Source organism: Parafrankia sp. EUN1f (assembly GCF_000177675.1).
Taxonomy (GTDB): domain Bacteria; phylum Actinomycetota; class Actinomycetes; order Frankiales; family Frankiaceae; genus Parafrankia.
Genome location: NZ_ADGX01000070.1, coordinates 1 through 13,103 on the forward strand (window position 1 = coordinate 1; position 13,103 = coordinate 13,103).

Consider the following 13,103-nt stretch of genomic DNA (forward strand, 5'->3'; position numbering starts at 1 on the left):
CCTGCGCGGGCCAGGTGGAGACGTCCCGGCTGTCCGGGACGATCAGCGTCGCGCCATGCGCCAGCGCGCCGAAGGAAAAATGACGCCGGTCGTGTTGTTGAGGAGACCGGACATGAACACCCGCGCGTCGGAGCCGAACGCGAGCCGCTCCGTCACGGCCATCACCCGGCGGGCGACGACGTCCTCACTCACGCTGATGGCCTTCGGAGCGCCGGTGGTGCCGCTGGTGAACAGGACCAGGAATCCGTCTACGGGATCGGGACACACGATGGGAAGCGCATCGTCGTCATCGTTGTGCCCGCCCGGGGCACCCAGGTCGTTCGGGGCACCCAGGTCGCTCGGGCCGACGAGGCGCGGACAGACCGCCCGCAGATCGGCGAGGCCGACACCGTCACAGCGCTGGTGGACGACGGCGTCCGGCCGGGCGGCGGTCGCGATGGACCGCCACTCGGGCACGGCGGCCGCCGCGAGGTTGTAGGGCATCAGCACACGCAGGCCCAGCGCGCTCGCCGCGGCCAGGGTGACCACGGCATCCAGGTCGTGGTCACAGACCAGCAGCACCCGGTCGCCGGCGGCGACACCGTGGTCCAGCAGCCGGCGCGCGCGTCGGGCGACCGCCGCGCGCACCTGGCCTGCCGTGTGGATGGCCCCGGCGTGTTGGACGCATGCGCCGACCACGCCGGGGCGGCTGCCCCGGTCCAGCAGGGACACGAGCTTGTCGGGAGACACCGCGGACGGCCTCAGTTCGCCACGATCTCGGCGAGCTCGTTGAGTGCGGTGGACAGGCCGCTCTGCAGGTGCGGCCAGATCTTCACACCGAACATCTCCACCGCGTCCTCGGCGATCTCCGCACGGACCTCATGGGTGAGGCGTACCAGTGCGCCGAGTGGCTCCATACGATGACTCGTCCGGATCGTGCCGAACGGCAGGACGGTCTCGTCGGAGAACTCCTCCCCCTGGGTCGCGGAGGTGATGGTGACCTCCATCGGCTGGCCCCCGGCCGGGGTGAGGGTGAAGGTGTTGCCGGCCTTGAAGTTGCCGTGCAGTTTCGTGCTCTCGATGCCGGTGTCCCAGCTTTTCCAGGCGTTGACATCGACCCACACCGCCCAGATGTCATGCATGTTCGCGCCGACCGTCACCGTCGCGGACGCGAGGAAGTCCTGGGTTCCGGCCTTGGCTGCGCCGGACGCCGGCGCGTCGGGTTCCCGTACGTCGGTCATCGTCGGCCTCCTATGCCGTCGCGAGGGTCGGGTCCGCGTCGGGCGCGGCGGGGAAGAAGGTCACACTCCGGTCGCCCAGCCAGTACTCGCGGCTGTGCGCGCCGACCTCGACCATGACGCCGTTCAGGGACCAGTTCGGCTCGTTCAGGGAGTCCGAGTCGTTCCAGAACGACGGGTTGAAGAACTCGAGAATGACGTTGGTGTGCCAGATCAGCCCGAGCTGGGTCAGGCGCATCCGGTCGTCGGTCAGCTCGACGAGTCCCTTGCGTTCGAGGCGCGCCAGTTCGTCGGCGAAGTCCTCCAGGAACGACGTCCCGAACTTGTCCCGGTAGAACGAGTACTCGATCTCGTAGTAGAGCAGAGCAAAGACGACGTACCGCTCGCGCTCGACCCGGGGCGAGAGCTTGTCGGTGATGGTGCTGATCAGGAGGTCACCGCCTTCCACGGCGTCGATGTACTTCTCGACATCGGTCTCGGTGCCCAGGCGGTAGCCGTCGAAGTAGCTGTAGGACCCTGGGCCGACAGCCAGGGTGTCGATGTACACCTTCCAGTTCCAGTGGTTGTACATGTTCTCGTAGCCGGGCTTGCAGAAATGGTCCACCATGTACATGGTGTAACCCATCTGCTTGGCTATCTCGACGGCCTCGCGATACATCGCCTTCACCATCGGACCCTCCGGGTCCTTCGGCGCGCTGAGCCGGCCCCGGCTGATGAGCTTGTCCTGGATGGTGTCCCGGTGAATGCGGTAGAGGTAGATCGTGAAGTGTGGCACGTCGAGCGTCGCCAGCGTCTCCAGGTCACGCTTCCAGATGTCGAGCGTGTGCCCCGGCATGTTGTACATGAGGTCGAGCTGGATGTTGCGGAAGCCCCTGGCCTGGAACTCCCGGATGACCCGGGCGCTGTCCTCGGCCGCGTGCGGCGAACCGATGACCCCGAGAATCTCGGGCTGAAACGACTGGACGCCGAGACTCAACCGGTTGATCCTCGACTGCGCGACGTACTCGATCTTCTCGTCGTCGAAGTCGCGCGCGTTTCCCTCCAGCGTGAACTCGGCGTCGTCGGCGACCTCGAACAACTCGTGCACGGTGTCGACCAGGCGGCGCAGGCTGCTGGTTCGCAGGATGCTTCCGGTCCCCCGCCGATGAAGATGGTGCGGATGCGACCGGTGCCGAACTTCCGGTACGACGCCCAGTGGCGGAGATCCCGCACCAGCGCGTCCACGTACCTCTGCTCACGGCCACGGGAGTCGTTCTCGGGCAGCAGGCTCGCGAAGTAGGGACACGACTTGCAGCGCGTGCGGCAGAACGGAACGCCGATGTAAAGGACGAAGTCGCCGCCGTCCTGGTGCATGTCGATGTGGCTTTCGAGCCACTCCTTCCCACCGGTGGTGCGATGCATTCCCGGCGGATAGAGGATGAACGGCAGGTAGCACTTGCGGGGATACGGATCAGTACGTTCCTCGTGCTCTGTCAGTGTCATCTGCCGGCTCCTCGCGCAGAGTGAGCCTTTCCATCGTCGACTCGGACGCGCGGCGTCCCTGACCGTCGACCGTGAGATGGAAGGGGCTCAGCGTTGGACTTTCGGGCCGTTCCGGTGGTGCCGCCGCGCTCCAGCGCGGCCGACGCCACGATCGCTCTGGTTTCTCGAAGGCCGGTCGGAACACGCTCCATGGCTGCGTCCAGTGCCAGGCCGGCGATCACTGAGGCGGCTTGAGCATGGTTTGAGCGGGCGCGCCTACAAACGGCTCGACCGACACCGGTCGCGAAGACCCGGACCACACCGGTCCGAAGGAATGGAGCAGACATGGTTGCCAGTGCCCGGCGGGTCGCTCTTGTCACCGGAGCCACCAGTGGAATTGGACTGGAAACGGCCCGTGCTCTCGCCGCCGACGGTCACCGCGTCTACATCTGCTCGCGCCGCGCCGAGGCCGTCGCCCTCACCGTGGAGAAGCTCGCCGCGGAGGGCTGGGAGGTCGCTGGACGGGCCTGCGACGTGACGTCACCCGCCGCTGTCGACCGCCTGGTCTCCGCCTGTGTCGAGCACTTCGGCCCGATCGAGATCCTGGTGAACAACGCCGGCAGGCCCGGGGGCGGTGCGACCGCCGAGATCGACGACGAGGTCTGGCGCGACGTCATCGACACGAACCTCACGAGCGTCTTCCTCGTGGCCAAGCGGGTACTGACCATCGGCGGCATGACCCGGCAGCCCTATGGCCGGATCATCAACATCGCGTCGACCGGAGGGAAGCAGGGCGTGGTGCACGCAGCGCCCTATTCGGCGTCCAAGCACGGCGTGGTCGGTTTCTCCAAGGCGCTCGGCCTGGAACTGGCCAGAACCGGAATCACCGTCAACGCGGTCTGCCCGGGATTCGTCGAGACACCGATGGCCGAACAGGTCCGGGAGCACTACAGCGGGATCTGGGGGGTGGGGACGACGGAGGTGCACGAGCGGATAACCGCCCGGGTTCCGCTCGGGCGGTACGTCGCCGCTGACGAGGTCGCCGCGATGGTCCGCTATCTCGTCAGTGACGCGGCCGGCGCGGTCACGGCGCAGGCCCTCAACGTCTGCGGCGGCCTCGGAAACTACTGAGCCCTCGGGCGACCGTCCGCATCGGCCCCCCGTGACAGATGCGGACGCGGCACCGCGAGCGGCTCAGTGCGCGGTTGGCTCAGTACTTCAGGGCTCCTCGGCGGGCACGAACCCGTCCCGCAGGAGGCGTGTTCCTTCACCGGACAGCCGCTCCACCGCGGCTGTCCGGCCGGTGAGCAGCAGCAGGATCGCGTCCATAGGACCGTCGACGGGCGCACCCTCGCCGGCGCTCCAGTCCGCGTCGGACGCGGTGAGCCGCAGTCCCCTGAGTCGTTTCCTGGGGAAGAAGGGGTAGCCGAAGGACGGGAAGGCAACGGACCAGACCCGGTCGGCGGCGACGGCCGCGGCGTCGGCGGGTGTCTCGAGGGCCCGGCCGAGGGGAACGGCAATGTCCAGGCCGTGCACGAGGATGTCGATGAGGGTTTCCCGGTGGGTGACGCCCACGTTGTGCTTTCGCGAACCGACCATTCCGCGAATCTCGGCGATCATCTGCTCGATCGGCATCTCCGCGCGCAGGCACGCCGAGCGGTGGATTATCCGCGTCATCCCGCCCGGTGACCGGGCAGCCATGCGAAGGGCCGCGCCCGGCCCTGTCTGTTGCAGGGTCAGATGGGCCGCGACATCCCGCACCGTCCAGCCGCCACACAGCGAGGGCATGCGCCATTCTTCGTCGGTCAGTTTCTCCAGGAGGTCGGTGACCCGTAGCCGTTGGGTGTCGATGGCCTGCCAGACGTCGTCGATGTTCATGTCTGTTCCTAAACGCTTGGTGGAGTCGCCGCGCCGCGACTCCGCGGAGGCATGGCGAGACGAGGTGTTCGGGAAATTCCCGCCACCGAGATCGATCATGGTGCGTCGGGCGCCTGGCACCCGAGCTCATCAGGAGCCGCTGGCCTGTGAGCCCTGCTCCTGCTGGGTCTGGATCAGCGATCTCAGCAGGGCGTCGAGGTGTGCCGTCGGGTCGAAGTCCGGGTCGGGGATCGCCAACTGGTGGAGAACGAGACCGGTCAGGTAGTTGCCGACGATGTGGAGGTGATGGTCGGGGTCCGTCGACCCCACCAGGCGCAGCCAGGTGGTGAACCAGGCGTTCACCCGGGCGCCTGAATCTGCCAGCCGCGCCCGCAGCTCAGGCCGACGGGAAGCCTCGACGAGGATCGCGTACCGGGACAAGGTTAGCGCCCGCTCACGACCCGCGCTGTCGCGGGCGAAGGCGGCCAGGGCCTTGGCCAGGTCCGTCGTCGTCCGTGGCGCCAGGTGCGCGGCCAGCTCCTCGAAGTTCGCCCGTTCCCGCGTCGGAACCCGCTCCACGATCGCGTCGAACAGTGCCTCCTTGGTCCGGAAGTAATTGGACGTCGACCCCGCGGGCAGGCCCGCGGCGGCATCCACCGCGCGATGCGTCAACGCCCGAACGCCCTGCTCCCCGAGCAGGTCGATCGCCGCGTCAAGAAGGTCATCCCGCCGACTGGCCACGACGGAACACTACACCCATAGTGGATCTCACTGCAAGTGTAGTAGCGGCGCGAGATGTCGCGCCTGCGCGTCGGGTCCGCTGGGGCTCGTTGCCAAAATGCACCGTCCCGCCAGTTGGCATCCGTGGCGAGCACTCGAGCGGCGACAGCCTCCTGAGGTAGGCGAGAAGCACCACTTTGTATCGCTGCACCCGTTACCAGATAACGATCTTCAGATAGTTCATCCCAGCAGAAGGAGAAAAGGCCTGATCAGAGGCGGCGCACAAGGGCGGGGTCGAACCGCCGGCTTGTGGAGCGCCGGACGCGTTGAAAGGCGCACGTCCGGTGCGGGAGGCGACTCGAGGAGACGGGCTGGGCGCGAGCCCAGCACCGCGCCTCGGGTCGACCTCACCCAGGTCTGCTCCAGGCGATGAAAGCCATCGAGACCGAGACGGCCCAGTCCGGGCCCGGAATCGGCCAGCCTGTGATGGAGGAGGCGATGCAGCCGGAACCTCCTGGGGCGACGCCGTCTGTACCGGCGCCGCAGCCGGCAAGGCCGCCGGACGCCGGCACCGCCCCCGTCCGACACAGGCAGAAGACGGACGGCGCCGCCACCGGGCCGGAACCACAAACGCTGGGGCGCTCGTCCCCGACAGCCGGGGCCGAAGAAGGGGAATCGGACCGACGCCCGATAGACAAGAAGGCGCGCGAGCAGGACCTGCTCCACCGGGCCCGCGCCGAGGATGTGCTGCGCTGGCAGCATCACCAGCGCCCCATCTCGGCGGACACGCTGCGAAAGCGGCTGCCATGTGGGTGCCCCCACCGCCCGCAGGCTCGTCGCACAACTACGTAGCGAAACCCACAAGATCGAAGGCGCCGGCGATCAGACGCCCGGTGTCGGCTAGATCTCCCGACGCCGAGGCACAGTCTCGCATCGTGCAGGGTCTAACGGTTCGCCTCCGCGCAGGTGGCGTCGGCCGGGCACCCGTTGCCGCTGCGCGTGCCCACCGGCGGAGAGTCCGGCCTGCTCGACATCGTGCTCTCTCCCCCGCTGGGCATGTGGGCGTTCACTGGCCACCACGGTCGTCAGAAGGCCAGCGGGACGCGCCGACGACAAACATCGCGCTGGCCCCGGCGACATCCTGGCTCTGCTCCGACGCCTCGTCGAGCGGCGCGGCGAGGGCCCGGACACCACACTGGCCCAGCAGCGCCGCCTCGCCATCCGCGACGCCTCCGGGGCATGCCCCACCGAACTGGCCGACGCCCTGTCCGAGACCCGGACGGCTCCGACGGCACCACGGTCACGGTGCTGCGCGGCTGGCCGTGAACCGACGGAGCCGTCATACAACGGCGGAAGTCACTTCAGATCGTCGGCCCCGTCATCGGTACGTCCACGGGCAGATGCCAGCGCCGCCCGTCCCTGCGGCTCGCGGTGTGCATCCCGGCGCGGTTCGTCTCCAGCAGGCCGGGCAGGATCCGGAATGTCAAGCCGGGCAGACCGGATAAATCACATGCAGGAGAGGAGATCGGAATGGCTACCACCGTGGCAGAGGTGATGACCCGAGCGCCGGCCACCGTCCGGCCGGACGAGACCCTCGCCGAGGCCGCGCGGACGATGCGCGAGACCGAGGCCGGCGACGTCCTCGTCGTTGACGACGGTGAGCTCGTCGGCATACTGACCGATCGCGACATCGTGGTCAGAATCGTCGCCGAGGACAGGGACACGTCCGCCGCGAAGGTTTCCGAGGCTTGCAGCACGGAGCTGGAGACCGTCACCCCGGACACCCTGATCGACGACGCCGCCGAGCTGATGCGGCTGCGCGCGGTCCGCCGCCTGCCGGTGGTCGAGGGCACGCAGCCCATCGGCATCGTCAGCCTTGGGGACCTCGCGATCGCCCGGGACGAGGAGTCCGTGCTCGGCCAGGTCAGCGCGATGCCCAGCAACCGCTGACCGCCGACGGGCAGAGGGAACCGGATCGCCCGCCCGCCCGGCGTTTACCTACAGCGGGAGCGGGGCAACCCATCCCCGCCGCCGGGCCCCTTCACGGGCCATCCTGGCCGGTTTGATGTCAACGCCGCCAGGAAGTTGAACAGGCGCGGCCTTCGTCACCGCAGAAGAATCTGTGCGGTATTCGTCTCGGCGGGCGGTCCGCCTGCGCCTCGCAAGTTCCGAAACTCCCGACAACATCATGAAGGCCGTCAGCGCGGCGCAGAATGCTGTAGGGAAATGCAACAGGGCAGCCAGGAAAAGGAGGACTTCTGGTCGACTTCCAGGCCGGCGGATCACGAACAAAGATCTTCCCAGGAGGATCCCGTCGAACAGACGTTGCTACTGCTTGGAATAGGACAGGATCTGCCGGAGGAGGACACACCGGGCACGCGACCTCGGTAACCCCTCGTCGGCGGTGCCTACGTCCAACCGTCCGGCCAGCTCGGCCGCCGCGGAGAGGTCGCGGTCATCGTCGAAGGCCGCCTCGTCGTGACGGTGCGCTTCACCACCTGGCTGGTGCCCTGATGGAGATCGTGTACCGGGCGGCGTTCATGTTCGCCTTCCTCTGGTTCATCACCAGGGTGGTTGGGTGCTTGACCCTCGGCGAGCTCAGCACCTTCCCAACTCCTGATCTCGGAACACACCTGGTGAAGGCGGCACTCGTCGCAGACGGTGGCGCACGGGACCAGCCACATTCGGTATCGAAGGCCCGACGCGCGAGGCTCGGAAGTCGACGATAGCGGAGCCGGGGGTCGAGTTCCCCACGAACCCGCGTCGTACACGCACCTACCGGGTCCTCGGCCTCGAGAGTCAGTCTCCAGGCCACACGCCCGTCGTACGCTGAAAGCCGAGCGCACCGAGTCGGCTGATCGCCGCACCGGTGGCGGCGAATACCGCCCCCTGCAAAGCGGCGAACAGGACGACCTCAGCGAAGCCGCGGTCGAGGCACAGCGGGTCAGGAGTCTCCTTCTCCTCCGAGATGGCGGCCCAGCTCCTCCTCACGAGGAAGCCCGACGTGGTTCCGGCCAGCAGGCCGCCCGCCATTCCCACCGGCTTGTAAGCAATCTTCTTCGCTATGCTCACCCTTGCCTCCTGCCTACGACGACCAAGAGCACCGCCCCGGCGGTCGCGAGGACGCTGACGATCGCGACGAGGCCTACCGACGATCGTCCCCTGCCGTTGCCCTTCACCACACCGCTGGCGCCCTTCTCCAGTCGGCTGAAGAGATTGCTGGTGTGCCGCCGCGCCGGTGCTGTGGCCTCGGCGGCCTTCTCCTGTACCGCCACGGCGGCGTGCTCGGTACCATGGATCACTGGAACGGTCACCGTCGTCACCTTGTCCGCGACCGCCGCGGCCCACTTCGTCATCGGTGTCGTGCCTCCCAAGCATTGCGGACGCTACCTTGTGATCGATCGTCAGCGGATCGGAAGGGCCGGCTTCTTCGCCTTCCTGAGTCCGATCGCCGCCGTCGGCGTGCTCCACCCGATCTTCCCTCGGTCGGCGGGAACACACCTGTCCGCAGACGCGACAGGTGTGACCCTCGCCGCAGCCGTGCCAGGTGGAGTCGAACGGCGATTAGCGAGCCGCCGCCAGCGCTTCGGCGCCGGCCGGAGGTGAACGCTCGCCTCACGAGAGGCTGGTTCCCGCGGCGCCTCGATGTCCGCCTGCGGTCGCCCCAGGACGGGACGGCGCCGGGCGAGGATTCGCCCTCGACGTGTCCGGCGCGGTCGTTCCACGGGCGAGACCGGCCCGCCCGGCAACCACGTCCGGGCAGGCGCCCGGCCTCGACGCAGCGCGGCCCTGCGGGTCACTCGCTCCGGGTGCGCATGCGGATGGCGCGGATGTCACCTGCGGCCCGGCCGGGCCGCTGTCGGTATCGCAAGGACCATGCTGTGGACCCGACCGCGTACGGATGTCAGTGACCGTCGGCGCAGCGATACTCGTGGTCCACTGTGCCGTCGTCAGATTCGTCGTCCGCCCGGTCAGGCAGGGACCTCGGCCAACGGCAGGGTTTGGGCCCTGTGGGACCGGGTACTCCGCTGATCGGCGCCGCCGGGAAACGGAACGATCAGAAAAAGGCGATATTTCGGTTCTGGCGTTATGAGGTCCGTGGTGTTCGGACCCGGCTAACGTATTCACAGCGAGGGGTGACTTCGGTGCTCTGGTTCATTGTCAGCATGATTATCCTCGGTCTCATCGCGGGTGCCGTGGCTCGACTGGTCGTCCCCGGCCAAGATCCCATGGGAATCCCGGGGACAATACTGCTCGGCGTCGTCGGCTCCTTCATCGGTGGACTGCTCGGCTACGTGCTCTTCGGGCATGATCTCAGCGAGGGCGCACTGCAGCCGTCCGGGATAATCGGGTCGATTATCGGGGCAATCGTCGCTCTTCTCGTCTGGCGGGCGGTGCACGGCCGCACCTCGGTTCGGCACTGAATTCGCGGAATTCTCGTGGGGCTCACCTGCTTCCTTCGCACCCCACCGTCTCATGCGTTTAGCTCGATGTCGTGCCGGCCCGCCGCTTCGGCGGGCCGGCACGACGCATGTCCGACAGCCGTGGGACCGCGATTGTGCCTCGACCGGCGTTCTGGGTCAGGGCCTGCCGACGTGGCCGCGCCACGCGCCGGTTTCGGTTCCGCGTCCCTCCATAAACGTCCTGCAGCGCTTCAGGTCGGCCTTGACGCGTCGGTCGTCCGCACCGACGGCCGAGCCGATCGTCTCGGCAACACCGTCGGGCTGCCAGTCGAGCTGAACCGTCACCCGGGTCTCGTCGGAGTTGAGGCGGTGGAAGGCGACGACTCCGGCGTGGGTGGGACCGTTGGTGCTTTCCCAGGCGACCCGCTCGTCGGGCAGTCGCTCGGTGATGGCCGCGTCGAACTCGCGCTCTTGGCCGCCGACCTTGACATGCCAGCACGTGTGGGTGTTGTCGATCTGCTCGATGGACTCGACACCGTTCATGAAGTTCGGGAATGATTCGAACTGTGTCCACTTCTTGTAGGCGCTATCCGTCGTGGCTACCGGGCTGCTGGTGATGCCGGTCAGCCTGCACCGGGCGATGTTCCGCAAACGGGAGAAGGAGACACTCGTCGTGATCGCACCGGCTGGCGCAGGTCGGCCGCGGGGTGTTCGCGGTGGCCGTGGCCGGAGTGGCGGTTCTTATCTCCGACGTGACGAAGGGGCCTGCAGCTGGTATCACTGCCGGCGTGGTGACGCTGGTGCTGTTCGGCGCATTGTCGGTCGTAGTGCCCCTCGCCATGAGGTCCGCTTCGATGGAGGGCGACCGACTACTCGCCCGGTGCGGGGTCGACCGGCGGACGGAGGGAGGATTTCCCGCGGTGCCACGCAGCGAAAATGTCCGCGGCGCACCGGCTCTCGACCGCCATGATGGCGCGGGCGCCGAACAGCACGTCGGCGCCGAGCGCCGGCTCAGCACGTACCAGACCCGCCGCCAGCTCCTGCGAGGCGATGGTCTGATGGTGTGGGGTGTCAGAAGTCGGCCTGAGCCTGTGATCTGGGGCGATGCGCCGGCGCGGGGCCGGCCGCATGATGGTCAACTGTGTCCGTACGCCTGCTCTATCTGATCTTCGTTCGGGTCTGTGGCTGGCTGGTTCCCGGGCGGCCGACTTCCGGTTCCTGGTCCGTGACCGCGCCGGACAATTCACCGCGTCGTTCGACGCGGTCCCTCGCCGACGCCGGCATCACCACCGTCACGATCCCACCCCGGGCTCCGCGGGCGAACGCCTACGCGGAACGGTTCGTCCTGACCGTTCGGACGGAGGTCACTGACCGGATGCTGATCTTCGGTGAACGGCACCTACGCACCGTTCTGGCCGAGTACGCCGCCCACTACAACGGACGACGACCCCACCGCGGCCGCGACCTTCAACCACCACGGCCCGACCACCCCGTCGCAGACCTGAGCCAGGAACGGATCAAGCGCCAGCGCGTCCTCGGCGGCTTGATCAACGAATACGAACGAGCCACCTAAAAGCCCAGGTCAAGGCCGGTGTCCGAGTTCTGGCACCCCACACGGTCCACTGGCATTCCTTGAGGACCGCGGCACGACCACGCCAACCAGTCTCACGACCACGCCAACCAGTCTGGTGCGTGATCTGCGCCGCCTTCTGGCGATGCCGGACATCGGGCCGCTCAGTCACAGTCTTCTCCTTGATCTCGACACTGCGGCAACCAGCGGTCGGCTCCTTCTCTTCGACGGCCTGGACACCGGCTTCGGAAGCTCGACCGAGGCGATCGCCAGACGGACAGCGGCAGTCGCGGGCCTTCTGGAACTCGCCGGAGAAATCGGAGAGAGACTTACCAGAATCAACTTCAAGGTCCTTCTTCGCGAGGACATCTACCGCGCTGTCAACATTCCGAACCAGAGTCATTTCTTTGGCCGGCAGGTGCGTCTCACCTGGGGTGACTCCCAGGAGTACCTGAATGTGGCGGTGAAACGTGCGATGCGCTCGGGGGCGTTCCGGGACCTGCTCTCGAGCACCGTGGACGACGACGCCCGCGACCTGCTTCGCATCGCGGTCGACCGGTGGCCGGTTGAGCTGAGCCAACGTGCCTGGCGGCTCCTCGTGGGCGACCGCATTACCGGTAGCAAGACCGCCTTCACGGCCAACTGGGTGTGGCGCCGCCTGGCGGACGGCAACGACGACCACACACCGCGGTCCCTGATCCAGCTGCTGGTGTCGGCTCAGGCTCGGGAGCAGGGCCTGCGCCAGCACACGGAGCCGGCCCGGAGCGTCATCCGCCCGCGTACTCTCGTGGACTCGCTCGACGAGGTCAGCAGAGAGGCTCTGATAGCGCTGCGCGAGGAATACGCCGAACTGGACCCGGTGTTCCAGGCGCTACGCGACATCGGGCAGACCCCCTTCGACGCCGGCAAACTGAGGGTGGGATCCAAGGCCAAGCTCCTTCCCCTCGCCCAGGAAGTGGGCCTGATCACGCCGATCCTCGACACGTCCGGCCAGGCCACGAGGTTCAAGGTGCCCGAGCTCTACCGCCTCGACCTCCAGATGGGACGCAAGGGACAACGCTGACACTTCGATCAGCGGACAACAGCCGAGGTGACCCCACCGGAGCGGTCATCCTCGGCATCCCGTAGGCGAACCGCCGTCAGCCGCTTTCGACGAGCCGTCCGACCTGCGCGCGGCGAAAGGCCCGTGGCCAGGCGGATGGCGTACGGTTCCGGTGTCGTGTTATGGCTTTCTGCTAGTCTTGCGCGCCATGTCGCTGTTCGGACGCGGAGCCCCGCCGCCGCAGCACCAGCCGCTGCCGTTTCCTCCCGGCTCCCCCGAGGGTCTCGCCGCCCGCTGGGTGCGCTGGGCGGCCAGCACGCGGCTGGGGCAGAATCCGGTGGCCGACACCACCGGGGAATTCGCCGGGAACGGCCAGCCGGACGACGTCTGGTTCCTTGCCGGCACCTTCGGCGGTCACACCGAGCCGGTGCAGCGTCGGTGCGCCGTGCCGGCCGGCCGTCCGGTGTTCATGCCCGCGTTCAATGTCTGGATGACCAGGCCACGCGGCGTAGTCGTCGATCTCTCGACCGCGTTCGGCGCCGTGGCGGTGGACGGAGTCAAGTGCGAGCTCGATGTCATCGCGACGCCGCCCTTCGAGGTGGCCGGCGCCCGGGGCAACCCGGTCACCAGGAGGCGACGCCCGGTCGAGGTGGCCGTGTGGGGACTGTGGCGGCTTCTCGGTCCACTCTCGGTCGGCCCGCACGTGATCGACATCATCGGCGGCGATGGCGGCGACTTCCGCACCTCGGTGACCTACCGCGTGACTGTGCAGCCCTAGCGCGGCCGACCGACGCGGCCGACGGCCAGGCCACGGCATGCGTGGTTCGTCGGGC

General features: G+C 67.8%; 15 protein-coding genes and 1 pseudogene. 7 read left to right on the forward strand and 9 right to left on the reverse strand.

The window, feature by feature from the left end:
- Positions 1–42: 42 nt before the first annotated feature.
- Genes FREUN1FDRAFT_RS20780 through FREUN1FDRAFT_RS20790 form a run of 3 tightly spaced genes read right to left on the reverse strand, consistent with a single transcriptional unit; the run spans position 43 to position 2,304 of the window.
- Complete coding sequence (locus tag FREUN1FDRAFT_RS20780) at positions 43–729, reverse strand: AMP-binding protein (RefSeq protein WP_006542137.1); 687 nt, start codon at positions 727–729, stop codon at positions 43–45.
- An 11-nt stretch (positions 730–740) separates the two neighbouring features.
- Positions 741–1,220 (reverse strand): SRPBCC family protein, encoded by a 480-nt coding sequence (locus FREUN1FDRAFT_RS39975; RefSeq protein WP_006542138.1) that lies wholly within the window; start codon positions 1,218–1,220, stop codon positions 741–743.
- Positions 1,221–1,230: 10 nt separating this feature from the next.
- On the reverse strand, positions 1,231–2,304 hold the full coding sequence (locus FREUN1FDRAFT_RS20790; protein WP_006542139.1) for a coproporphyrinogen-III oxidase family protein: 1,074 nt from the start codon (positions 2,302–2,304) through the stop codon (positions 1,231–1,233).
- A 719-nt stretch (positions 2,305–3,023) separates the two neighbouring features.
- Between FREUN1FDRAFT_RS20790 and fabG the strand changes: the two genes are divergently transcribed.
- Positions 3,024–3,809 (forward strand): 3-oxoacyl-ACP reductase FabG, encoded by a 786-nt coding sequence (fabG, locus tag FREUN1FDRAFT_RS20800; RefSeq protein WP_006542140.1) that lies wholly within the window; start codon positions 3,024–3,026, stop codon positions 3,807–3,809.
- 87 nt (positions 3,810–3,896) lie between these two features.
- Here fabG and FREUN1FDRAFT_RS20805 read toward each other — a convergent pair whose 3' ends face one another.
- From FREUN1FDRAFT_RS20805 to FREUN1FDRAFT_RS47440, 3 genes are all read right to left on the reverse strand, one after another.
- Positions 3,897–4,556: a maleylpyruvate isomerase family mycothiol-dependent enzyme gene (locus FREUN1FDRAFT_RS20805; RefSeq protein ID WP_006542141.1), complete on the reverse strand. Its 660-nt coding sequence runs from the start codon at positions 4,554–4,556 to the stop codon at positions 3,897–3,899.
- Between the two features lie 129 nt (positions 4,557–4,685).
- Positions 4,686–5,276, reverse strand: a complete 591-nt coding sequence (locus FREUN1FDRAFT_RS20810) for a TetR/AcrR family transcriptional regulator (protein ID WP_006542142.1) — start codon at positions 5,274–5,276, stop codon at positions 4,686–4,688.
- A gap of 1,340 nt (positions 5,277–6,616) precedes the next feature.
- Positions 6,617–6,742 carry a hypothetical protein gene (locus FREUN1FDRAFT_RS47440; protein ID WP_255348222.1) on the reverse strand — a complete coding sequence of 42 codons (126 nt, stop codon included), beginning with the start codon at positions 6,740–6,742 and terminating at the stop codon, positions 6,617–6,619.
- 43 nt (positions 6,743–6,785) lie between these two features.
- On the opposite strand from FREUN1FDRAFT_RS47440, the gene FREUN1FDRAFT_RS20815 reads away from it, so the two are divergent.
- Entirely contained in the window at positions 6,786–7,205 is a 420-nt protein-coding gene (locus FREUN1FDRAFT_RS20815; protein ID WP_006542144.1) for a CBS domain-containing protein, read from the forward strand.
- A gap of 849 nt (positions 7,206–8,054) precedes the next feature.
- On the opposite strand, the gene FREUN1FDRAFT_RS20825 is transcribed toward FREUN1FDRAFT_RS20815, so the two are convergent.
- Both FREUN1FDRAFT_RS20825 and FREUN1FDRAFT_RS20830 read right to left on the reverse strand, forming a co-directional pair.
- Positions 8,055–8,327 (reverse strand): DUF4235 domain-containing protein, encoded by a 273-nt coding sequence (locus FREUN1FDRAFT_RS20825; RefSeq protein WP_006542146.1) that lies wholly within the window; start codon positions 8,325–8,327, stop codon positions 8,055–8,057.
- Positions 8,324–8,611 (reverse strand): hypothetical protein, encoded by a 288-nt coding sequence (locus FREUN1FDRAFT_RS20830; protein WP_006542147.1) that lies wholly within the window; start codon positions 8,609–8,611, stop codon positions 8,324–8,326. The genes FREUN1FDRAFT_RS20825 and FREUN1FDRAFT_RS20830 overlap by 4 nt, the downstream gene beginning before the upstream one ends.
- A gap of 810 nt (positions 8,612–9,421) precedes the next feature.
- Between FREUN1FDRAFT_RS20830 and FREUN1FDRAFT_RS20840 the strand changes: the two genes are divergently transcribed.
- Complete coding sequence (locus FREUN1FDRAFT_RS20840) at positions 9,422–9,679, forward strand: GlsB/YeaQ/YmgE family stress response membrane protein (protein ID WP_035952734.1); 258 nt, start codon at positions 9,422–9,424, stop codon at positions 9,677–9,679.
- Positions 9,680–9,835: 156 nt separating this feature from the next.
- On the opposite strand, the gene FREUN1FDRAFT_RS20845 is transcribed toward FREUN1FDRAFT_RS20840, so the two are convergent.
- Positions 9,836–10,201 carry an SRPBCC family protein gene (locus FREUN1FDRAFT_RS20845; RefSeq protein WP_232295313.1) on the reverse strand — a complete coding sequence of 122 codons (366 nt, stop codon included), beginning with the start codon at positions 10,199–10,201 and terminating at the stop codon, positions 9,836–9,838.
- A gap of 73 nt (positions 10,202–10,274) precedes the next feature.
- Here FREUN1FDRAFT_RS20845 and FREUN1FDRAFT_RS46585 point away from each other — a divergent pair, with 73 nt between their 5' ends.
- From FREUN1FDRAFT_RS46585 to FREUN1FDRAFT_RS20865, 4 genes and pseudogenes are all read left to right on the forward strand, one after another.
- On the forward strand, positions 10,275–10,628 hold the full coding sequence (locus FREUN1FDRAFT_RS46585) for a hypothetical protein (protein WP_232295315.1): 354 nt from the start codon (positions 10,275–10,277) through the stop codon (positions 10,626–10,628).
- A gap of 221 nt (positions 10,629–10,849) precedes the next feature.
- Positions 10,850–11,231, forward strand: a pseudogene (locus FREUN1FDRAFT_RS20855) (integrase core domain-containing protein); the annotation flags it as partial.
- A gap of 115 nt (positions 11,232–11,346) precedes the next feature.
- Positions 11,347–12,291 (forward strand): P-loop ATPase, Sll1717 family, encoded by a 945-nt coding sequence (locus tag FREUN1FDRAFT_RS20860; protein WP_050795957.1) that lies wholly within the window; start codon positions 11,347–11,349, stop codon positions 12,289–12,291.
- Between the two features lie 187 nt (positions 12,292–12,478).
- Entirely contained in the window at positions 12,479–13,048 is a 570-nt protein-coding gene (locus FREUN1FDRAFT_RS20865) for a hypothetical protein (protein ID WP_006542152.1), read from the forward strand.
- The last annotated feature ends 55 nt before the right edge of the window (positions 13,049–13,103 follow it).